This window comes from Mesorhizobium sp. BR1-1-4 (genome assembly GCF_020165375.1).
GTDB lineage: Bacteria > Pseudomonadota > Alphaproteobacteria > Rhizobiales > Rhizobiaceae > Mesorhizobium > Mesorhizobium australicum.
In genome coordinates, this window is the sequence record NZ_JAIUIB010000001.1 from 465,418 (window position 1) to 485,961 (window position 20,544).

Genomic DNA, 20,544 nt, shown 5'->3' on the forward strand with positions numbered 1-20,544 from the left:
ATTGGCCGACGCCTCCGGTCCTTCCAGGACGACGACACGATGGCGACCGCTCAATTTGGCGCGAGTCCGCTCAAATTTGGCGCGAGCGGATGAAGGCCGCGAAGGCTGACAGGCCATCGCGAATTGCCCGCACGTTTGCCGGCTCTCGCAGGATACTTTCAACCTCCGCCGGCTTCTTGCCGAGGAGCGAAACCTCGAGCATGGCTTCTTCGCAAAGCGCGAACGACATGGTGCGCATGATCTCCGCCAGCGCCGTGCGGGCGTAGAGCGAGCGTGGCGAGGCGTGCGCCAGCATCGCCGGCTTGCCGACGGCGGCGTCACGCGAGACCAGCCAGTCGAGCGCGTTCTTAAGGCCGCCAGGCACGCCATGGGCATATTCGGGACAGGAGACGACGACACCGTCCGCGCCGGTGACGGCCTCGATCAGATCGGAGGCCTCGCGCGGCGTCCGCTCGCCCTCGTCGTCGGGATTGAAGATCGGCAGCCGGCCAAGCCCGTCATAGACGGTGACGCGACAGCCCGCTGGCGTGTTCAGCGCCAGTGCCGCGACCAGGGCCGAATTGGTGGAGGCCGCCCGCAGGCTGCCGGATATCGCAATGAGGTTGAGCAAGGCGGACCAGTCCAGACGAATCGGGGGCCGACAACCCTACCACATCGTCTGTTTGTACTCGCCGTCGAGCCAGCGGTCGGTCGCCTCGGCCGAATCGGCCAGTGCCAACTGGTCGCGCAGGATCTGGCCGAGCGTCGGCAGCGTGGCGCGATCATGCCAGCTGTCGGGCTTCCACAAATCGGAGCGCATGAAAGCCTTGGCGCAATGCATGTAAGCGGCCTTGACTACGATCACGATAACGCTTTGCGGCTCCTTGCCGTCGACCGCAAGGCGCTCGCGCAAGGTGGCATCGACGGTGATGCGGGCATCGCCATTGACGCGCAGCGTCTCGTTCATGCCTGGTATGAGGAAGAGCAGCCCGACCGAGGGATTGCGGATGATGTTTTCAAGCGTATCCAGCCGGTTGTTGCCGGGCCGGTCGGGGATGGCGATGGTGTTCTCGTCGAGAATGGCGGCGAAGCCCGGCTTGTCGCCTTTCGGGGTGACGTCGGCATTGCCTTCGCCATCGGACGAGCCGATCAGCACGAATGGGCTCTTGCCGATGAAGGAGCGGCAATGGGCGTCCAGCGCCTTCAATTCCTTGCGGATCGAGCCATCGGTCGGGCGCGGCGTCTTGTAGATGGTCCGCAGATCCTCCTGGGTGGTGACGAATTCCATGGCTCTCCCCTTTACAGCCTTATTTGCCGACTTTCTCTTCGCCGCCGGCCTTGTCGTCCAGCGAGTGGCGCAGGATCAGCGGCATCTGGCTGAAGGTGAAAAGAAGCGTGATCGGCATGATGCCCCAGACCTTGAACGTAACCCAGGCGTCGGTGGAAAAATTCCGCCAGACGACTTCGTTGACGAGGGCCAGGAACAGGAAGAACAGGCCCCAGCGGAAGGTGAGCTTGCGCCAGCCTTCGGCATCGAGCTTGAATGCGGACTCGAAGACATAGCCGAGCAGCGAGCGGCCGAAATACAGGCCGCCAAGCAGCACGCCGCCGAACAGCGTGTTGACGATGGTCGGCTTCATCTTGATGAAGATATCGTCCTGCAGATAAAGCGTCAGCGCGCCGAAGATGAAAACGACGACCCCCGACACCATCGGCATGATCGGCAAGGTGCGGGTGAGCAGCCATGAGGCGATCAGCGCGATGGCGGTCGCGGCCATGAACAGGCCTGTGGCGACGAAGATTGGGCCGCCGAATTCAGCCAGCACGGGCAATTTCTGCGTCAGCCACTCGCCGCGCGCATTGGCGAAGAAGAAGACGAGCAGCGGCCCGAGCTCCAGCGCCAGCTTGAGCACGGGATTGATGCCTTCCTTCTTCTCTTTCTGCGGGTCGGACGGATCGCGTTCGAGAATGGGTGGGTTCATGGTTTCCTTCTAACGCACGATCCAATCCGGAAGCCTCACTTCCGGCATCGTGCCTTGTTCAAGCCACTCCAGCGATCGCCCTGGCGAATTCGCTTGCGGAAAACGGTTCGAGGTCGTCGACCTGTTCGCCGACGCCGATGAAATAGACCGGCAATTTATGTTTTGCCGCGATCGCCACCAGAATACCGCCCCGCGCCGTGCCGTCCAGCTTGGTCATCACCAGGCCGTTGACGCCGGCGATATTGCGGAAGATCTCGACCTGGTTGAGCGCGTTCTGGCCGGTCGTGGCGTCGACCGTCTGCAGCACGGTGTGCGGCGCTTCGGGATCGAGCTTACCCAGCACGCGGACGATCTTTTCCAACTCCGCCATCAGTTCGGTCTTGTTCTGCAGCCGGCCGGCGGTGTCGATGATCAGCACGTCGGAGCCGGCTTCCTTTGCCCGCTCGAAGGCATCGTAGGCGAGACCGGCGGCGTCGGCGCCGAGCTTCGAGGCAATGACGGGCGATTTCGTTCGTTCGCCCCAGATCTTCAGCTGTTCGATCGCGGCGGCGCGGAACGTATCGCCGGCGGCCAGCATCACCGACAGGCCGCCATCGGTCAGCTTGGCGGCTAGCTTGCCGATGGTCGTGGTCTTGCCGGTGCCGTTGACGCCGACCACCAGGATGACATGCGGCTTGTGCGAGAGGTCAAGCTCGAGTGGTTTCGCGACCGGCGCGAGCACCTTCTCCACCTCGGCCGCCATGACGGCGCGCACTTCGGTATCGGAAACATCCTTGCCGTAGCGGCTGGAGGCCAGTGAATCGGTGACGCGCAGCGCCGTTTCGACGCCGAGATCGGCGCGGATCAGCACGTCCTCCAGGTCCTGCAGCGTCTCCTCGTCCAGCTTGCGCTTGGTGAAGACGCCGGCAATGTTGCCGGTCAGTTCGCGCGAGGACCGGGCTAGCCCGTCCCGCATGCGCTGGAACCAGGATTGCCTCGGCGCCGGTTCCGGCGCCTTCTGTGGCTCGGCCTTCTGCTCGACCTTTCTGGCGACCGTCACCTTGCCGGGAACGGGTCTTGGCTCCGGGGTGGGCCGCGGGACCGATTGAGGCTCGGGCGCGACCTCGGCAACGACCGGCTGCGTCTCGACCGGTGCAGGTTGGCGAATGGGAGGGGCGATTTCAGCTGGTGGCGCTTCGAGCGCCGCTTCGACGGCAGGTCCGCGCTTTCCTTCATGCTCTCCCCGCAAACCGGGCAAGGACGGTGCTGAAGCCCCTTCCTTCGCCCCGTCCCTATACGGGGAGGTGCCGGCAGGCGGATGAGGGGCAGCGCCGGCCCTTGAAGGCTGCTCGACGGCGGCCGCCGACGGAGGCACTTCAGCCGGCGACGCCGACGGCACCTCGACCGGTGCGGGTATCTCGGCCGGCACTTCGACTGGCGGCGTCGGCACTTCGACGGGCGCGGGTTCCGGTCGCCTCTCCGGACGCGAGGGAACGATCTCCGGCTCCGATGGCGCCGGCGGGATCTCCTGCGGCTGGGGTTCGGGCGTGGGCTCGGGAGCAACCTGCGGCGGCGGGACCTCTTCCGGCGCGGGCGGTTCAGGTGTCTCGGGCGCGGGTGCCGGTTTCTCTTCCGGCGCAGGCTCCGGCTGCCGCTCCGGTTCTGACGGAACCGTCGGCTCCGGCGCGGGCGGAATGGTCGGCGCAGGCCCGGGTGTGGGTTCCTCGGGTGTGGGTTCCTCGGGTGTGGGTTCCTCGGGCTGCGGCCCGGGCGCGGCCTCGACCGGAGCAGGCACGGTCGCCGGCACGGCTTCCGCCACAGGCTCCTCGCGCTTCAAAAACTCCGGCACGGCCTGCTCGGCCGCCGGCTTCAGCGCGTCGAGCTGGTCCCATTTGATCGGCGGCAGCGGGGCGGTCTCGTCGATGCGCTCCTCGACCACCTCCTTCTTGCCGAACGAAAATATCTTCTTGAAAAAACCAGCCATGCTTTTGTGTTCTCAGGCGGCGCGGGCGGCAAGGGGAGTGGCTATCAGCCTGATCCCGTCGTGGCCGGTTATATCAGCCTCGACGATCTCTCCCGGCGCGCCGGTGCCGAGTGCGGCAAGCGTGAACCCTTCGGTGCGGCCAAGGCCGTCGCGCTCGATCAGGACCGACTGACGGCTGCCGGCGAGCGAGGACAGATGGCGCTGGTAGGCCGCTTCGCCGGCGGCGCGCAACCGGGCGGCGCGCTGCTTGACCAGCTCTCGACGCAGCTGCGGCATGCGCGCGGCGGGTGTGCCCTCGCGCGGCGAAAATGGGAAGACGTGGAGATGGGTCAGGCCGCACTCCTCGACGATCTCCAGCGAATTCTCGAACATGGCTTCGGTCTCGGTCGGGAAACCCGCGATAATGTCGGCGCCGAAGACAATGCCGGGCCGCAGCTTGCGCACATCCTCGCAAAAGCGGATCGACTGATCGCGCAGATGGCGGCGCTTCATGCGCTTCAGGATCATGTCGTCGCCCGACTGCAGCGACAGATGCAGATGCGGCATCAGCCTGGGTTCCGTGGCGAGCGCATCGAGCAAGTCGTCGTCAGCCTCGATCGAATCGATGGAGGACAGCCTGAGCCGCTTTACGTCGGACACCTGCCTGAGAATGGTCTTCACCAGCTTGCCGAGCTTCGGCGCGCCTGGCAGGTCGGCGCCGAAAGACGTCATGTCGACGCCGGTCAGCACGATCTCGGCATAGCCGTTGCCCGCCAGCCGCTTGACCTGCTCGACCACGGCGCCCATCGGCACCGAGCGCGAATTGCCGCGGCCGTAGGGGATGATGCAGAAGGTGCAGCGATGGTCGCAGCCATTCTGCACCTGCACGAACGCACGGGCCCGGCCCTCGATGGCATCGACCATGTGGCCGGCGGTCTCACGCACCGAAAAGATGTCGTTGACGCGCGCCTTCTCGGTATCGTTGACGCCAAAATCGGGCAGCGCGCGATAGGAATTGGCCTTCAGCTTCTCTTCATTGCCAAGCACGAGATCGACCTCGTCCATGGCGGCGAATTTTTCGGGCTCGGTCTGCGCGGCGCAGCCGGTGACGATGATGCGCGCGGCCGGGTTGTCGCGGCGCGCCTTGCGGATCGCCTGCCTGGCCTGGCGCACCGCTTCGCCGGTGACGGCGCAGGTGTTGAAGATGACGGCGCCGCCATCCAGCGCGCCGAGGCCGGCATTTTCGGCCTCGCGCCGCATCACTTCGGACTCATAGGTGTTGAGACGGCAGCCGAAAGTCACCACGTCGATGCGGCCGGCCTCCTTCGCCACGTCGACGTCCTTGGCAAGGGGGGACATCACGCCGCGCTTTCGGTGTCGCGGGCCCATTGTCCGGTCGACGGATCGAAGCTGCCGGAAAATTCCCACTCGGCCGCGCCGGTCAGGATGACGTGGTCGTCCTCGCGCCACTCTACATGCAGCGTACCGCCGCCGGGGGTCAAAAGGTTGACGCTGCGGCCCGTGCGCCTGGTGCGCGCGGCGGCAACCACAGCCGCGCACGAGGCGGAGCCGCAGGCCTTGGTCAGGCCGGCGCCACGCTCCCAGGTGCGGATGATCATCGAGTCGGGCGAGGTCACCTGCGCGATGGTTATGTTGGCGCGCTCGGGAAAGATCGGATGGTTTTCGAGCAACGGGCCGAAACGGTCGAGTTCATAGGTCCAGACATCGGCGTCGACCCAGAAGATGGCGTGCGGGTTGCCCATCGAGACGGCCGAAGGCGAATGCAGCACCGGCGCGTCGATCGGGCCCACCTGCAATTCGATCATGCGGGTGTCGCGGAACTCCTCGGCCAGCGGAATGTCGCGCCAGCCGAAACGCGGCGTGCCCATGTCGACCGAGATCGAGCCGTCCGCGTGTTCGCGGGCATTCAAGATGCCGGCCACGGTTTCGAAGGTGAAGGTCTTCTCGCCGGTCTCGGCGGCCAGCGCCTGGACGACACAGCGCATGCCGTTGCCGCAGGCCTGCGCGCCCGACCCGTCGGAATTCAGGATGTCGACGAAATAGGCGGTGCCCGGCGTCCTGGCGTCGTGGATCGCCATGATCTGATCGAACCGCGTCGCTGCGTCGGCGTTGAGCGCGATGGCAGCCGCGGCCGTCACCCGATCCGCACGGCCACGCATGTCGGCAACGATGATCTCGTTGCCGATGCCGTTCATCTTGGCGAAAGGGGCCGTGCCTGCCATTGCTCCGAAATTTCCATGTCCGTTCGGCGCTATATGGCGGAAACGGGCAGGAATTACCAGTGCGCAGCCGCTTTCACGGCGAAGGTGCGGGACTTACGTTACCGCAAAGACCCCAAGCAAGATCAACAGGAAGATGATGAGCACGATGCCGATGAGAATGCGCGCGCCAGTGGCGGCCGCGCCCGCCAGCGCCGGCATGCCGAGCAGGCTCGCCGCGGCGGCGATGATCAGGAGAATGATGATCCATTTGAGCATGGGAACGCCTCGCAAGCCGGACACATTGAAACCGGTTGAAAAACGCGGCTGTCGTGCTTGGGTTCCCGAGGCCGGGAGATAGCGTCGGCGATGTCGAGGCAGCCGAGGTCGTAGAAAGTGCAGTTCTGATTGATGAAGACATTGCGCCCGACGCGGATTTCGTCCCCGCCGGTGCCGTCTCCATCGGACATCGGTGGTTTTCCCGGCATCGCCTCAGCCGGCGATCTCGATATCCGTGCTGAAGGGGGCCGTCTTGCTCGAATTCTCGTCATGCATGACGAAGTTGCACCGGTATTTGCCGGCCGGCAGGCCGTCGAGGGAGAGGTCGAGTTTGAAGAACAGTTCGCGATTGTGCGAGCGAGAGGCGATCTGAACACGGCCGACTTTTTCCATTGTGCCGAGCGTTTCGCCGGCTGCGGACACGACGGTGATGTCGACAGAGAGCGCGATCATGCTGTTGCCGAGGCCGTCCTTGCCGTAGCCATAGCCGACCGGCTCCATGTACAGCACGATTTTCTCGCCGGGCTTGTAGATGTGGTTGGCGCGCTCGCTGTAGATACCGAAGCCGGAGGCCGTGTCGACTTGCTTGACGTTCAGGACGCCAAGCGGCATCGCTTGCCAGAGCGCTTCCTGGGCGCTGCTGAATTTCTCCAGCGCACCGGCGCCATCACCCGACTGGAGCAGCTTCTCGGCCTCGGCCGCCCGATCGCTGATCTCGCCCGCGAAAGCCGCCGGCACAGAGACCGCCAGCGCCAAAAGACCTGCCATGATTGACTTCATCTGATTCCCCTATCCTGTCCGCGGATGACCATCAGCGAAAACCATGGCAGCGTAACGGTCATTCCAGCCATCGAGGCGATCATATCCGGGGCACTTCCCAGATCTCGCCGGGCCGCAAGGCGCGAAAGCGCTCCTGTGGGATGCCTCGGCCGTCCAGCGCCTCGGCCAGCTTCCGCACCGGTTCGTCGAACGGCTCGTCGGTGAGCTGGAACGTGCCCCAATGGCAGCCGGCGGCGAAGGCTGCGTTGCACAACGACATGCCCTGGACCGCTTCCTCGGGGTTCTGGTGCTGCGGCGCCATGAACCAGCGCGGCTCGTAGGCGCCGATCGGCAGGATGGCGAAGCGGAAGCCGCCATGCCTCTCCGCCATCAGCCGGTAGTTGATGCCGCCGTGGAAGCCGGTATCACCGGCGAAATAGATTTTTCCGCCCGGCGTCTCGATGACGAAGCCGGCCCACAGCGCCATGCGCCGGTCGCGCGCCCCGCGCGCCGACCAGTGATGCGCGGGCTCGACGTGGATAGCGGTGCCGTCGGAGACATCGACCCTGTCGCCCCAGTCATGCGCGGAAAGCCGCGTCCCGGGCACCGCGGCGGCGATGATGGCATCGTTGCCGAGCGGCGTCACCACCAGCGGATCGTGCTTCTCCTGCAACTGCCTCAGCGTGGCAAGGTCGAGATGGTCATAGTGGTTGTGGCTGACCAGCACGAGGTCGATCGCCGGCAGATCGCCAAGGGCGATACCCGGCGGATTGACGCGCCTGGGTCCGGCAAAGGAGAACGGCGATGTGCGCTCCGACCAGACCGGATCGGTAAGGATGTTCAGCCCGGCTGTCTGGATCAGCAAGGTCGAATGGCCGACCATGGTCACGACCAGATCGGCGCCTTCGACCGCCGCCGCCGGCTTTGCCTGCGCAAAGGGGCTCGGGCTGGCAGCCGGCCATTTCGAGCGCTGGCCGCTGAACTGCCATTTCAGCAAATCCTTGAAGGGGCCGGGCATCCGGCCGCCGGGATTGAAGAACAGGCTGCCGTCGAAATGGTCGCTGGACGGGCCGCTGTAGTAGCGGTTGGCGGCTTTCTTTCTGGCGGCCAAGGTCTGCGCTCCGGCGGGTTTCGGTGAACTCTTTGTTTTCACGCAATTCCCAGGGGAAAGTGCTGCGCGTTTTCCCGGGGAAAGCGCCACACACCTTTCCTGGAATTGCCATAGACATAAGCCCTGACGCGCCTGGCGCAAGCGTTTGCCGGCCGAAGGCCAAGGGCGGCAAGGCGGTCTCGGCTAGGATCGCAGCATCAGGAGGAAGACGCCATGGCGATGAAGCGGACCAAGACACCCTGGATGAAGGCCGAGGATTTCGGCCGCTCGCTGCCGCGCGGCATCGGCGTCAATCTGCTGGTATCGGACATGGCGGCGATGGAAGCCTTCTGCGGTGACGTGCTTGGCGCCTGCATCGTCTATGCCGACGAGGATTTCGCCGCGCTCGAGCTTCTGGGATCGGTGTTCATGCTGCATGCGGACCATTCTTATCTCGACAATCCCATGACGGGCTCCATCGCGGGTACGGAGACGCGCGGTGCCGGCATCGAACTGCGTCTCTATGGCGCGGAGCCCGACGCGATCGAGGCGGCGGCGCTGGAGCATGGCCACATCGTGCTGGCCGGCGCGATCGATAAGCCGCATGGTCTGCGCGAGTGCTATATCGTCGGACCGGACGGATATGTGTTCGTGCCGAGTGCGCCGCTCGCCGGGTGAGTGCGATAAATTTGCAACAATTCATACCACAAACCCTATTTTAACCATATCGGGTTGAAATTTCGCCACCTTCTCCATCTTGGTGGAGGTGAGATTGCGCGGACGGTTTCCCCCCAGCCGGATCCGACGGAGGTTGTAATGAATTTTTCGAAAGGCGGCCTGGTGGCCGTATCCCTGGCGGCACTCGTTGCGAGCGGCTGCTCAACCTCACGCTTCTCGTCGATGGACGACCAGCAACCGGCGCCGCTGCAGCCAGCCCCCGCCGGCCAGGTGAGTTCCAACCAGCTGCCGCCGCCGGCCTCACCCGGCACCACCGACCCGTCGCGGTTCCCCACCGCGCCGGCCAACACGCAGGTTGCTTCGCTGCCGCCGGACGGCGCGGCGCCCGCGGGTGCCGCCGATCTCAGCGCGGCGGCCGTCGCCGGTGTCTGGAACGTCAGCGTCTCCGGCCAGAGCTGCAAGGTGGCGACGCCGCAGACCAAGTTCGGCGCCGGTTTCCGCGCCGGGCCGCTGCATTGCCCGGCGCCGATCGACGGCATCAAGTCGTGGAACGTCGCCGGCAAGCAGCTGACGCTTTATGACGAGAATGGCGGTTCGCTGGCGCGGCTCTATTCGTCGGGCGGCTCGAAATTCGACGGCCAGACTTCCAACGGGCAACCGATCTCGCTTACGAGGTAGGAGATGCCGATATTCAGGTGATGCCGGCGGCGTGACCTCGATCTCGGCACACCCTTTCTCTGGGCATCCTGCTCTGAACAATGACGTGATCGATGCATCTGCGTGACGGCCTTCAGACCCATCCGACCGTCCGGCAGCGCTACGACCATCTGGTGGTATCAGGCGCGATCGAGCGCGATGCTGCGCAGGAAGCGATCGCCGCCGCGCTCGACCGGCTGACCGTCGAGATCTCGGCCAAGCGGCTGGCGCACAAGTCCAGTGCACTGGGCTGGCTGTTTGCGCGCAAGCGCGAGACGCATGAAGCGGTCAAGGGCCTCTACATCCATGGCGGCGTCGGCCGCGGCAAGACCATGCTGATGGACATGTTCTTCGAGCTCCTGCCAGTCAGGCGCAAGCGCCGTGTGCATTTCAACGACTTCATGGCCGATGTGCAGGACCGTATCCAGAAACACCGGCAGGCGCGCAAGGAAGGCACGGTCAGGGAAGACGATCCGATCCCGCCGGTGGCCAAGGCGCTCGCCGAGCAGGCCTGGGTGCTGTGTTTCGACGAGTTCTCGGTCACCGACATCGCCGACGCCATGATCCTGTCCAGGCTGTTCTCGGCACTGTTTGCCAACGGGGTCGTGCTGGTCGCCACCTCGAACGTGGCGCCGCAAGACCTTTACCGTGACGGGTTGAACCGCCAGCTTTTCCTACCGTTCATCGCCATACTGGAACGCCACGCGCAGGTGCTGTCGCTGGACAGCGACAAGGATTACCGGCTGGAAAAGCTCGCACGCACGCCGGTCTATGTCACACCGGCCGATGCGGCGGCCGACCAGGCGCTCGACGAGGCCTGGCAGTCGATGACGCGCGGTGCGCCGACGGCCGAGACCTCGCTGACGCTGAAGGGACGCAAGGTGGTGGTGCCGGCCGCCGCTGGTGACGCTGCGCGTTTCACCTTCGCCGACCTCTGCGAAAAGCCGCTCGGCGCGCGCGATTACCTGGCGATCGCCGGGCGGTTTTCGACTGTTTTCATCGACCGTGTGCCGGTACTGGGCGAAGGCAAGCGCAACGAGGCCAAACGCTTCATCCTGTTGATCGACACGCTTTACGACCATCATACGCGGCTGGTGGTGAGCGCCGAGGCGCCACCGCACGCGCTTTATGTGGCCAAGCGCGGCGTCGAGGTGTTCGAATTCGAGCGAACCGCATCGCGGCTGATCGAGATGCAAAGCCGCGACTGGCTGGAGAGCTGGGCGAAGCGCCGGCCGGGTGAAGGTACGGTCGGCGGACGCACGGCAGGCGCGGATACGGCCGCCGCACCTTCACCTTCCTGAGCAGAGCCCAGGATTTACGGCGCTCATCGCGCCTTGGGATTATTTCTTGCCTCTCAACGTCTCCACGTCGGTCTTGCCGACATACCAGTCGCGGGCGTTGACTTCCTCGAAGACCACCCAGACATCGTCGTTGCTAAGCCCGGTGGCGTCCATGATGGCCGCCGTGACTTTCCTGGCGATGTCAGCCTTCTTGCCGGCCGGATCGGCGGCGATCACTTCCTTGACGATGCGGATGTTGACGAATGGCATGACGCCCTCCCCTTGAATTGTGTCTGATACCGCCGACAGGCGGCTTCGAACTCCGCTCCGGCGAACCGCAGGATGGTGGCTCCGGAAGCCGCGGCGAAGCGGGCGCTGTGGCTACCCGCAAAACGGCCAATAAGGGACGCCAGAGAAGCGTTTCCAGCAGGCTCAATAGGTCTTGGCCCCATTCACCATCAGCCGCACCGAATAAAGCGAGGTGGTGCCTGCGATGTAGAGACAGTTCAGCTTGGCGCCGCCGAAAACGCAATTGGCGGTCACCTCCGGCACCTTGACCTTGCCGATCAGCGTGCCGTCGGGATCGTAGCAATGGATGCCGTCGGCGGCACTCGTCCAGATGCGCCCATCGGCATCGAGCCGGAAGCCGTCGAACAGTCCGGCCGTGCAGTCGGCGAACACCTTGCCTCCGGAAACCTTCTTGCCGTGCTTGCCGACGTTGAACACCCGCATATGCGCCGGGTTCTCGGCGCCATGCGTGCGGCCGGTGTCGACGACATAGAGCAGGCTTTCGTCGAGCGAGAAGGCAAGGCCGTTCGGCCTGACCATGTCGGTGATGACAGCCTCGATATCGCCCGTGTCGGGATCGACCCGATAGACATGGCAGGCGCCGATTTCACTCTCGGCTTTGTCGCCCTCATAGTCGGTGTCGATGCCGTAGGTCGGATCGGTGAACCAGATCGAGCCGTCGGACTTCACCACCGCGTCGTTGGGCGAGTTCAGCGGCTTGCCCTTCCATTTGGCGGCGATGGTGGTGATCGAGCCGTCATGCTCGGTGCGGCTGACACGCCGGCCCGAATGCTCGCAGGTGACCAGCCGGCCTTGCCGGTCGACGGTGTTGCCGTTGGAATTGCCGGAGGGCTGACGGAAGACACTGACGCTGCCGTCCGTCTCGTCGTAGCGCATCATGCGGTTGTTCGGAATGTCCGACCAGACGACATAGCGGCCGGCGGCGAACCAGGCCGGCCCTTCCGCCCACCGGCAGCCGGTGAACAGCTTCTCCACCTGCGCGTTGCCGTTGAACAGGCGCCCGAAACGCGGATCGAGAACTTCATAATAATCTGCGGCCGCCATGTTTCCTCCAGGCATCAGGTGACATTGGATCAAGCCAGCCCGCAATCGATCTGGCAAGACGGGGTAACGCTAATTTGTAAGACAAAATGGGAGGCGGCTCGCCTGCCGGCCCGGGCCGCGCGTCGTGCGGGAGCTTAGGAAGCCATTAACCGGCTATGCGCTGGCTGCAATGGTGCATTGCAATATCTTCTTTTTGCAACGCACCATTCCTATGTCATGATCCGTACCGATCAAGGGAGGAAGAAACGGCCGCGCCGAATGCGGCACAGAAGGAACCTTGCTATGATCTTCAACGACCTCGTGACCCGCGCTCGCACCAGCATCGCCAAGCGCAAGCACTACAATCGCCTCATCGCCGAAATCGACAGCTTCTCCAGCCGCGATCTGGCCGACATGCGCGCCGACCGTTCGGAAATGCTCTACCAGATCCACAAGCAGATCTACGGCTGAGCAACCCATCACGTTTGTCGTCCTCGGGTCGCCGCGACGGAGCTTCGCTCCTGCTCGCCCGTGGATGACGAAGGTGGTCGGGCCTACTGAAAATTACGCCCTTTGGGCATGACCCTCTCCGCCTCTTCCGACAGCGTTGCGAGATCCCGTTCGTCTTTCAGCATCGCGGGCCGAATTGCGGGTTGGCCGGAGCGGTCCGAAGGATCGGCGGCCGGCAGTGCGGCCGCACCGACCTTCTCCAGCAGCACGGTCAGCCAGGGCGTCAGGTCCTCGATCTTCTCGGCGACGATATGGACGACACCTGATTCCGACTGCAGTTTTCCGGTGACCTTCACAAACCGGGCACCCATGACGATGGGCCGGAAACGGGTGAAGGTCCTTTCCCAGAAGATGACGTTGGCGACGGCCTTGTCGTCTTCCAGCGTGAGAAAGATCGCGTTGCCCTTGCCGGGGCGCTGGCGCACCAGCACCAGCCCGGCAACGGAGACCCGCCTGCCGTCGCGCACGGAAGGCAGGCTGGCATTGGGAGTGATGCCGGCGCGGTCGAGCCGCTCGCGCAGGAAGGCGACCGGATGCGCCTTCAGCGACAGGCCGAGCGAGCGGTAGTCATGGATGACATGCTCGCCGAGCGGCATTTTCGGCAGCTTCGTCTCGGGCTCCAGCTCGCGCAGGCTGAGCGCCGGCTGGTCGAACAGCGGCAGCTTCTCGGCGGCACTCTTGCCGTCGAGCGCGCGGACCTCCCATAGTGCCGCGCGGCGGTCGAGGCCGATGGAACGAAAGGCGTCGGCTTGCGCCAATTTCTCGATCTCGTCGACATTGAGGCCGGAGCGCAGCCAGACATCCCGGACCGTCGAGTAGCCGGCGCCGCGCCGCTCGACGAAAACCTCCATGCGTTCCTTGGAAAGTCCCTTGATCTGCCGGAAGCCGAGCCGCACCGCATGCTGAGTCTCGATGACACCGCGCATTTCGGCATGGCGCGGCAGGATGCGGGCCGGGTCGAAAAGCGCCTTTTCCAAAGTGCAGTCCCAGACGGAGAAATTGACGTCGACCTCGCGGATGTCGACGCCATGGTCGCGGGCATCACGCACCAGCTGCGCCGGCTGATAGAAGCCCATCGGCTGCGAATTCAGGATAGCGGCGCAGAACACGTCCGGGTAGAAGGTCTTGAACCAGCAGGAGGCATAGACGAGCAGGGCGAAGGAGGCGGCGTGGCTTTCGGGAAAGCCATACTCGCCAAAGCCCTCGATCTGCTTGAAACAGCGCTCGGCGAAGTCCTTTTCGTAGCCTCGTCCTGTCATGCCGTCGATCATCTGCTGGCGATAATTGCCGATCGTGCCGGTGCGCTTGAAGGTGGCCATGGCACGGCGCAGTTCATCGGCCTTGCCCGGTTTGAAGCCGCCGGCGACGATGGCGATCTTCATCGCCTGCTCCTGGAACAGCGGCACGCCCAGCGTCTTGCCGAGAATCTCTTTCAGCTCCGCCTTGGGATATTCGGGTTTTTCCTTGCCTTGCCGCCGGCGCAGATAGGGGTGCACCATGTCGCCCTGGATCGGGCCCGGCCGTACGATCGCCACCTCGATGACGAGGTCGTAGAATTCGCGCGGCTTGAGACGCGGTAGCATCGACATCTGAGCACGCGATTCGATCTGGAAGACGCCGAGCGTATCGGCACGGCAGATCATGTCGTAGACACGGGAATCCTCCTTGGCGATCGTATCCAGGGTCAATGGCCTGCCATAATCGTCTCTCACGCCGTAATGGGTCTCGAGCAAAGTGAAAGCGCGCTGCAGGCAGGTCAGCATGCCGAGCGCCAGGATATCCACCTTGAGGATTTTCACCGAATCGAGATCGTCCTTGTCCCATTCGACCATCTTGCGCTCGTCCATCGCCGTCTTGACGATGGGGACGATCTCGTCGAGCCGGTCCTTGGTGATGACGAAGCCGCCGACATGCTGGGAGAGGTGGCGGGGAAAGCCCATGATCTCGTTGGCGCGTTCCATCACATGCCGTGACACCGGATCCCTGCGGTCGAGGCCGCCGGCCCTGGCTTCCTTCTCGCCGAGTTCCGAGGTCGACCAGCCCCAGATCGAGCCGGAGAGAGACGCCCTGACATCCTCCGAAAGGCCCATCGCTTTCGACACTTCGCGCAGCGCCGAACGGCCGCGATAGCTGATGACGGCGGCGGCGAGCGCCGTGCGTTTGGAGCTGTATTTCGTATAGATGTACTGCATCACCTCTTCGCGCCGTTCATGCTCGAAGTCGACGTCGATATCTGGCGGCTCGTTGCGTTCCTCGGAAATGAAACGCTCGAAGAGCGTGTCGATCTTGTCCGGCCCGACCTCGGTAATGCCAATGCAGAAGCAGATAATCGAATTGGCCGCGGAGCCGCGGCCCTGGCAGAGAATGCCTTCGCCTCGGGCGAATTTGATGATGTCATGGACGGTCAGGAAATAACGGGCGTAATTCAGCCGCTCGATCAGGGCGAGCTCTTCCTGGATTCGTTTTATCACGCTGGCGGGGATACCGCCGGGAAAGCGCCGGGCCGCACCTTCCCGAGCCAGTCGCTCCAGCTCCGCCTGCGGCCCGAGACCCGATACCGTCGGCTCGTCGGGATAATTGTACTGAAGATCGCCGAGCGAGAAGGTCAGCTCTCGCGCAAAACGCAGCGTCTCCGCCAGCGCCTGCGGATACCGGCGGAACAGGCGCGCCATTTCCAGCGGCGGCTTCAGATGGCGTTCGGCATTGGCGGTCAGTTCCAGCCCCACCTCGGCGACCGGAACATTGAGGCGGATCGCGGTCAGCACGTCCTGCAGCGGGCGCCGTTCGGCCGTGTGGTAGAGCACATCGTTGGTCGCCATCAGCGGGATGCCGGTGCTCTCGGCGAACGCCGCCGCCTGCTCGATCCGGAAGCGATCATGGCCGGCATAACAGGGTGAGACGCCGAGCCGCAGGGCCCTGCCGAAGCGATCCCTGAGTTCACGGAGCAAAGCCAGACTGTCTTGCGCGCCAGTCGCCAGATCGGGCAGGACCGCCAGCGACATCCGGTCCCCCCATTCGAGCAGGTCGTCGCGCCGGAGCAGGGTGGCGCCCTTTTCGGTCTCGTCACGCAGATTGGCCTGGGTGAGCATGCGGCACAGATGGCCCCAGCCCGTGCGGTCCCTGGGGTAGGCGAGAATGTCCGGCGTGCCGTCGCCAAAAACCAGCCGGCAGCCGGGATGGTAGGCAAGCTTTTCGACCTTGGCCTGCTGCCAGGCGCGCACCACGCCGGCCACGCTGTTGCGGTCGGCGAGCCCGATCGCGGAGAAGCCCATGAGCTTGGCCGCGACCACCAGCTCCTCGGGCTTGGAGGCGCCGCGCAGGAAGGAGAAATTCGACTGGATGCCGAACTCGGCATAAGGAATGACGGTCAGCGCGTTCATGCGAAGACCCCATGCATGAACCAGCGCGGCGGGGTTTGCGAGACGCCGCCGTAAAGGCCTTGCCGGTAGAGCCAGTAGCGGCGGCCACCGGCATCCTCGATGCGGAAATAGTCGCGTGTCGACGCCGCCGCGTCGCCCGGCGCCTCGCGCCACCATTCGGCGGCGATGCGCTCCGGTCCTTCGGCGCGCGTCACGCGGTAAAGCGCGCGGCGCCAACGAAAATGCAGCGGCGGTCCCTCCGGCATTTCGGTGGCCGGCACCTCGATGGGCTCGGGCGAACGGAACAGCCGGATCGGTCGTTCCGGCGGGAAGATGGTCATCGGCGCCTGCATCCTGTCCGGCTTCTTGGGTGGTGTGGTCCGGCGCGGGGCTTCGGTGAAGGGAATGACGGCGACGGCGCGTTCCGGCAGGTGGCTTTCCACGGGAACCGGCTGCAGAACCGCGCCCTCGCCGAGGCGGGCGCGGATACGGTCGGCGAACAGGGCGATGTCGGCGCCGTCATCGGCCGCTTCGCCGGTCAGATCGGCCTGCTGCATGTCGAAAGCGGCGACGGCCAGCACCGAGAGGCGCACCAGGTCGAAGCCAAAGCCGGCATCGATATGCTGCTCGAGTGCCGCCAGCCTTTCATGGAACAATTTCCGGATCAGCAAGGGTTCGCGCATCGGCCGCGAGGTGCCGAGCGCGATGCGGCTGACGGCGCCGTCGACGCGAAAAAGCAGCAGCGCCAGGCTCCTTGCGCCTTCGCCGCGGCGTTCGAGGTCGGTCTTCAAGGTCGTCGCCAGCATGCCCACCAGCCGCTCTATCTCCTCCGTCAGCGTGACGGGCTCGGCGAGATGACGCTCGACCGAAAGCGGCGCGACGGGAAGACGCGGTGAGATCGCCTCGTCGAGACGGCCAAGCGCCTGGTCGAGGCGCTGGAGCAGCAAAGCGCCGAAGCGGCGGGCGAGCGGCGCGCGCGGTGCCGCCATGACGGCGCCCGCCGTGCGCAGCCCCACACTTTCCAGGCCGGTACGGGTTTCCGGCGCTATGCGAAGGGCGGCCAGCGGCAAGGGGGCGAGCAGGGCTTCCTCCTCGCCTGATGGAACGATGCGGTCGCCGCAAAAGCGGGCCGCCGCCCAGGCCGCCCCGGGCGTGCCGGCAAGCCCGGCGCGGACGTCGAAACCCTGCTGGAAGAAGCGCGACAGGATTTCGTCCAGCATGGCGCGTTCGCCGCCGAACAGATGGGTGCAGCCGGTGACGTCGAGGAACAGGCCGTCGATGCCGTCCAGCGCCACCAGCGGCGTGTAGCGGTCGCACCAGTCGGCAAGGCCCTCGAGCAGGCGCCGGTCGGCCTCCGGATCGGCTTCGACGATGTCGATCGACGGATGCATGGCGCGCGCATCGGCAATCCCCATGTCGCGCTTCAGGTGCAGCGCCTCAGCCCGCGCGTCGAGGGCCGAGATGCGCTGCGCGTTGCCCTGGCGATGGCTGATCACGAGCGGTGGATGAGATGGCTGCGGATGATCCGGCGGCCGGGAACGCCAGGATTTCCCCAGACGCTGCCGCAGGATCCTTTCGGTCGCGAGATAGGGAAACCACAGGGACAGGATTCTCTGCCCATTCGTTGCTTGCCCTGCTTCTTTCCTCGCCCCTTCTTTCATCGAATCTGCGTTCATCGGGGTTCCACTCCAGTGTGAATTGTCCAGGCAGGGCCGTGCGGCTCTTGCCGATGCTGATGGTGAAGGCCGGGTGGCCGATCGAGCCGGCGAGCGGCCCGGCGACTGTTTCGCGCGGTACGGCCGGCGCCGACGCGACAATCAGACGAACAGGCGCCGCCGTCGGTTCGGGCTCGGCCGCCTGCCGCAGCAGGAACACCGGCCGGCCGGCACCTTGCGCCCGCGCATGCAGGCGGCGTGTCGCGGTCAGGTCCAGCCGCTGCGGATTGCCGCGGATCTCCAGGATGACGGCGGCAAGCGCGGTCATGCGGGCCGCCTCCTCGGCGATCCACAGCGCATCGACAAGCCTGGGCGCCTCGGAAAACAGCAATTGCCCGGGCTCGATGCCGAACGAGGCATGCAGCCCCCTGGCATAGGGAAAGCCGGCCTCGTGGAAAATTTCCGATGTCCCGATCCACAGGATGGGCAGTCCCTGCGCCTGGTTGAGGATCAGGCTGACGATCGACAGAGCGAAACCGGCGACGGCGCCCGCATCGCGGGTTTCCAGGCCATGGATTTCGGTCAGGGCGGCTTTAGGCAGGCCGCCGCTGAGCGAGGCATCGAGCCGCTCGATGCCGATGGGCAGGAAAGCATCCGGCAAGGCCGCGGCAAGGCCGCGCCGGACGATCGTCAGATCGCTGCCGGCGTCAGCATCAAGGGGCGCGCCAGCCGGCGCCTGCAGGCGCTCGGGCAGTGTTCCCTCGATCTTCGCGATCTGGCGGCGCAGGGTAAAAACAGTCTCCCGCGCCACGGCGGTCATCGCCATGACGGTCAGCTTCCACTCACAATTGTTCCTGTTATGTTCCTATAGATTCCAGAGGGGATCGGAAGAGTCAAGCAGAGTCATCAAGGAATTTATTCCTCTTCCTGCGCGACACCGGCGTGCAGGCGTCATTTGCCTCGACCAGCGCGAACGCCTATATGCCGGGATCAAAGGACAAAGCATGGCCCGCATCTACAAGACCCGCACCTGGCATGGTGAACTTGCGCCCTCGATGGAGGAATTGGAGTTCCTGGCCCTGGAGGCCTACGCCCACCTGCCGGAGGATTTTCGCAAGCTGACCGGCGAGATCGTCATCCAGATCGCCGAGTTCCCGACCGACGAGATCATGGACGACCTGTCGCTGGAAACGCCGTTCGACTTGCTCGGCTTGTTCGAGGGGCGCGGCATCGCCGAACGCTGGAACCCGCAAACAGGCGAAGGCCCGAACCGCATCACGCTCTACCGCCGCGCCATGCTCGACTACTGGGCCGAAAACGAGGAAACGCTGGGCGACATCGTCACCCACGTGCTGATCCACGAGATCGGCCACCATTTCGGCCTGTCGGACGATGATATGGAGAAGATCGAAGAGGCGGCGGAGTAGCCCTCGGCGTTTCCCTACCAGTCGCTGAGCTTCGTATCCGGCCCGTATTCCTGGCCATCGACATCCTTCACCACGGCCTGGCCGCAGCGCATGGTCTTGGTCTTCTTGTCGTAGGCGTAGGTCGGCGAGCCGAACAGGTGCCAGCCCTTGTTCAGCGCCGCCGTCACCTTATGGCAAAAGCTGGCGTCGTCCGGGGCGGTGAGAAAGCGGTAGAGTTTCATCGTCCAATTCCTGTCGTGTATCCCAAATCGGCGAATATCATGCGCCGATGGCGGCCGCTTTCGCCAGAAGTTTTTCGGCCTGCGCCAAGTGCAACCGCTCGACCATCCTGCCATTCAGCGCGATGACGCCCTTGCCACTGTTTTGCGCAAGCGCGAAGGCATCCTTCACCGCGCGCGCCTCGGCCAGCGCCTGCGCCGACGGGGCGAAGGCACGGTTGGCCGCCTCGACCTGCGATGGATGGATCAGCGTCTTGCCGTCGAAGCCCATGGCGGCGGCCTGCGTGCACTCACGCGCGAACGCGTCCGGGTCGCGGAAATCGTTGAACACCCCATCGAGCATGTCGATCCCGCCGGCGCGTGCCGCCAGCAGCATCTGCATCAGCCATGGCAGCAGATAGGCGCGATCCGGCGTCGCCAGCACGCCGGTATCCTTGATCAGGTCATTCGTTCCGGCGATGAAACAATCCAGGCGCGAGGCGGGGTCGCGGCCGAGTTCGGCGATGGCGCCGATGTTGAGCATGGCCTTGGGCGTCTCGATCATCGCCCATAGTTTCACGCTGTCTGGGGCAAAATTATCGTCCAACACATCGCCGACTTCGAGCACGTCACGCGGCGTGTCGACCTTCGGCAGCAGGATGCCGTCCGGCTCCGCCTTGGCCACGGCCGCAAGATCGTCAGTGCCCCATTCGCTGGACAGCGCATTGACGCGTACCACCATCTCGCGGCGCCGGCCATTGGCATCAGGGCGGTTGGCGAAAATGCCGGCCAGTTTTTCGCGCGCGGCGATCTTGTCGGCGGGGGCGACGGCGTCCTCGAGGTCGATGATGACGGCGTCGCAGGCAAGCTGCGCGATCTTGGCCAGCGCCTTGTTGTTGGAGGCCGGAACATAGAGCACGGAGCGGCGCGGGCGGTAGATTTCGGTCATTCCAGATCTATGCCGTGTGTGATTGGTCGAGGCAAGCCGCCAGCCCTGCACGAAAACTGCACGCGCCTGCCGAAAACCTCCTCCAATCCGCCGCATCGCTTTCCTGCAGGCCTGCGACACAGGCGGCATGCACAAGCGAGCAAAACCCCGTCTACCTTACCGACTGCGCAGCGAAGGCTGGTGGCTGGTCGACCCGCAACGCGCCAACCCC

21 protein-coding genes are annotated in these 20,544 nt (G+C 64.8%); 5 read left to right on the plus strand and 16 right to left on the minus strand.

All coding sequences use genetic code 11. The features are described from left to right. Nucleotides 1–70 precede the first annotated feature (70 nt). The 9 genes from LB571_RS02335 to LB571_RS02375 form a co-directional block, all read right to left on the minus strand. Entirely contained in the window at nt 71–610 is a 540-nt protein-coding gene (locus tag LB571_RS02335; protein ID WP_141906781.1) for an NADPH-dependent FMN reductase, read from the minus strand. 36 nt (nt 611–646) lie between these two features. After that, nucleotides 647–1,267 carry a pyridoxamine 5'-phosphate oxidase family protein gene (locus LB571_RS02340; RefSeq protein ID WP_140791675.1) on the minus strand — a complete coding sequence of 207 codons (621 nt, stop codon included), beginning with the start codon at nt 1,265–1,267 and terminating at the stop codon, nt 647–649. Between the two features lie 19 nt (nt 1,268–1,286). Continuing rightward, nucleotides 1,287–1,961: a septation protein A gene (locus LB571_RS02345; RefSeq protein WP_015315005.1), complete on the minus strand. Its 675-nt coding sequence runs from the start codon at nt 1,959–1,961 to the stop codon at nt 1,287–1,289. 58 nt (nt 1,962–2,019) lie between these two features. After that, entirely contained in the window at nt 2,020–3,438 is a 1,419-nt protein-coding gene (gene ftsY, locus LB571_RS02350; RefSeq protein ID WP_411961371.1) for a signal recognition particle-docking protein FtsY, read from the minus strand. A gap of 498 nt (nt 3,439–3,936) precedes the next feature. After that, complete coding sequence (mtaB, locus tag LB571_RS02355) at nt 3,937–5,262, minus strand: tRNA (N(6)-L-threonylcarbamoyladenosine(37)-C(2))-methylthiotransferase MtaB (protein ID WP_224592239.1); 1,326 nt, start codon at nt 5,260–5,262, stop codon at nt 3,937–3,939. After that, a complete protein-coding gene (dapF, locus tag LB571_RS02360; RefSeq protein WP_015315002.1) occupies nt 5,262–6,146 on the minus strand; it encodes a diaminopimelate epimerase in 885 nt (294 codons plus the stop codon). Before dapF ends, mtaB begins: the two co-directional genes overlap by 1 nt. Nucleotides 6,147–6,239: 93 nt before the next feature. Next, nucleotides 6,240–6,401: a DUF1328 family protein gene (locus LB571_RS02365; protein WP_015315001.1), complete on the minus strand. Its 162-nt coding sequence runs from the start codon at nt 6,399–6,401 to the stop codon at nt 6,240–6,242. A gap of 213 nt (nt 6,402–6,614) precedes the next feature. Then, entirely contained in the window at nt 6,615–7,181 is a 567-nt protein-coding gene (locus tag LB571_RS02370; protein WP_140618299.1) for a hypothetical protein, read from the minus strand. A gap of 79 nt (nt 7,182–7,260) precedes the next feature. Continuing rightward, nucleotides 7,261–8,271: an MBL fold metallo-hydrolase gene (locus tag LB571_RS02375; RefSeq protein ID WP_140719716.1), complete on the minus strand. Its 1,011-nt coding sequence runs from the start codon at nt 8,269–8,271 to the stop codon at nt 7,261–7,263. A 213-nt stretch (nt 8,272–8,484) separates the two neighbouring features. Between LB571_RS02375 and LB571_RS02380 the strand changes: the two genes are divergently transcribed. The 3 genes from LB571_RS02380 (at nt 8,485) to zapE (ending at nt 10,925) form a co-directional block, all read left to right on the plus strand. Then, on the plus strand, nt 8,485–8,928 hold the full coding sequence (locus tag LB571_RS02380) for a hypothetical protein (RefSeq protein ID WP_224529680.1): 444 nt from the start codon (nt 8,485–8,487) through the stop codon (nt 8,926–8,928). A 138-nt stretch (nt 8,929–9,066) separates the two neighbouring features. Further along, nucleotides 9,067–9,606, plus strand: coding sequence for a protease inhibitor Inh/omp19 family protein (locus LB571_RS02385; protein ID WP_015314997.1), 540 nt, complete (start codon nt 9,067–9,069; stop codon nt 9,604–9,606). Between the two features lie 92 nt (nt 9,607–9,698). Beyond that, nucleotides 9,699–10,925, plus strand: coding sequence for a cell division protein ZapE (gene zapE / locus LB571_RS02390; RefSeq protein ID WP_015314996.1), 1,227 nt, complete (start codon nt 9,699–9,701; stop codon nt 10,923–10,925). A 39-nt stretch (nt 10,926–10,964) separates the two neighbouring features. Here the strand turns inward: zapE and LB571_RS02395 are convergent, their stop codons facing one another. Continuing rightward, the gene (locus LB571_RS02395) at nt 10,965–11,174 is read right to left on the minus strand and encodes a tautomerase family protein (protein ID WP_015314995.1); all 210 of its coding nucleotides are present in this window, start codon (nt 11,172–11,174) and stop codon (nt 10,965–10,967) included. 162 nt (nt 11,175–11,336) lie between these two features. After that, nucleotides 11,337–12,257, minus strand: a complete 921-nt coding sequence (locus LB571_RS02400) for an SMP-30/gluconolactonase/LRE family protein (RefSeq protein ID WP_015314994.1) — start codon at nt 12,255–12,257, stop codon at nt 11,337–11,339. Between the two features lie 282 nt (nt 12,258–12,539). Between LB571_RS02400 and LB571_RS02405 the strand changes: the two genes are divergently transcribed. Next, the gene (locus LB571_RS02405; protein WP_015314993.1) at nt 12,540–12,707 is read left to right on the plus strand and encodes a hypothetical protein; all 168 of its coding nucleotides are present in this window, start codon (nt 12,540–12,542) and stop codon (nt 12,705–12,707) included. Between the two features lie 83 nt (nt 12,708–12,790). Here LB571_RS02405 and LB571_RS02410 read toward each other — a convergent pair whose 3' ends face one another. Genes LB571_RS02410 through LB571_RS02420 form a run of 3 tightly spaced genes read right to left on the minus strand, consistent with a single transcriptional unit; the run spans nt 12,791 to nt 18,586 of the window. Next, nucleotides 12,791–16,126 (minus strand): error-prone DNA polymerase, encoded by a 3,336-nt coding sequence (locus LB571_RS02410; RefSeq protein WP_224591993.1) that lies wholly within the window; start codon nt 16,124–16,126, stop codon nt 12,791–12,793. Then, nucleotides 16,123–17,601, minus strand: coding sequence for a DUF6504 family protein (locus LB571_RS02415; protein ID WP_224591995.1), 1,479 nt, complete (start codon nt 17,599–17,601; stop codon nt 16,123–16,125). The genes LB571_RS02410 and LB571_RS02415 overlap by 4 nt, the downstream gene beginning before the upstream one ends. Then, nucleotides 17,543–18,586 (minus strand): ImuA family protein, encoded by a 1,044-nt coding sequence (locus LB571_RS02420; protein WP_224591997.1) that lies wholly within the window; start codon nt 18,584–18,586, stop codon nt 17,543–17,545. The genes LB571_RS02415 and LB571_RS02420 overlap by 59 nt, the downstream gene beginning before the upstream one ends. 178 nt (nt 18,587–18,764) lie before the next feature. Here LB571_RS02420 and LB571_RS02425 point away from each other — a divergent pair, with 178 nt between their 5' ends. Further along, nucleotides 18,765–19,187, plus strand: a complete 423-nt coding sequence (locus LB571_RS02425) for a metallopeptidase family protein (RefSeq protein ID WP_023774502.1) — start codon at nt 18,765–18,767, stop codon at nt 19,185–19,187. Nucleotides 19,188–19,201: 14 nt separating this feature from the next. Here the strand turns inward: LB571_RS02425 and LB571_RS02430 are convergent, their stop codons facing one another. Beyond that, a complete protein-coding gene (locus LB571_RS02430) occupies nt 19,202–19,408 on the minus strand; it encodes a DUF1737 domain-containing protein (RefSeq protein WP_015314987.1) in 207 nt (68 codons plus the stop codon). A 37-nt stretch (nt 19,409–19,445) separates the two neighbouring features. Further along, nucleotides 19,446–20,333 (minus strand): HpcH/HpaI aldolase/citrate lyase family protein, encoded by an 888-nt coding sequence (locus LB571_RS02435; RefSeq protein WP_224591999.1) that lies wholly within the window; start codon nt 20,331–20,333, stop codon nt 19,446–19,448. Between the last annotated feature and the right edge of the window lie 211 nt (nt 20,334–20,544).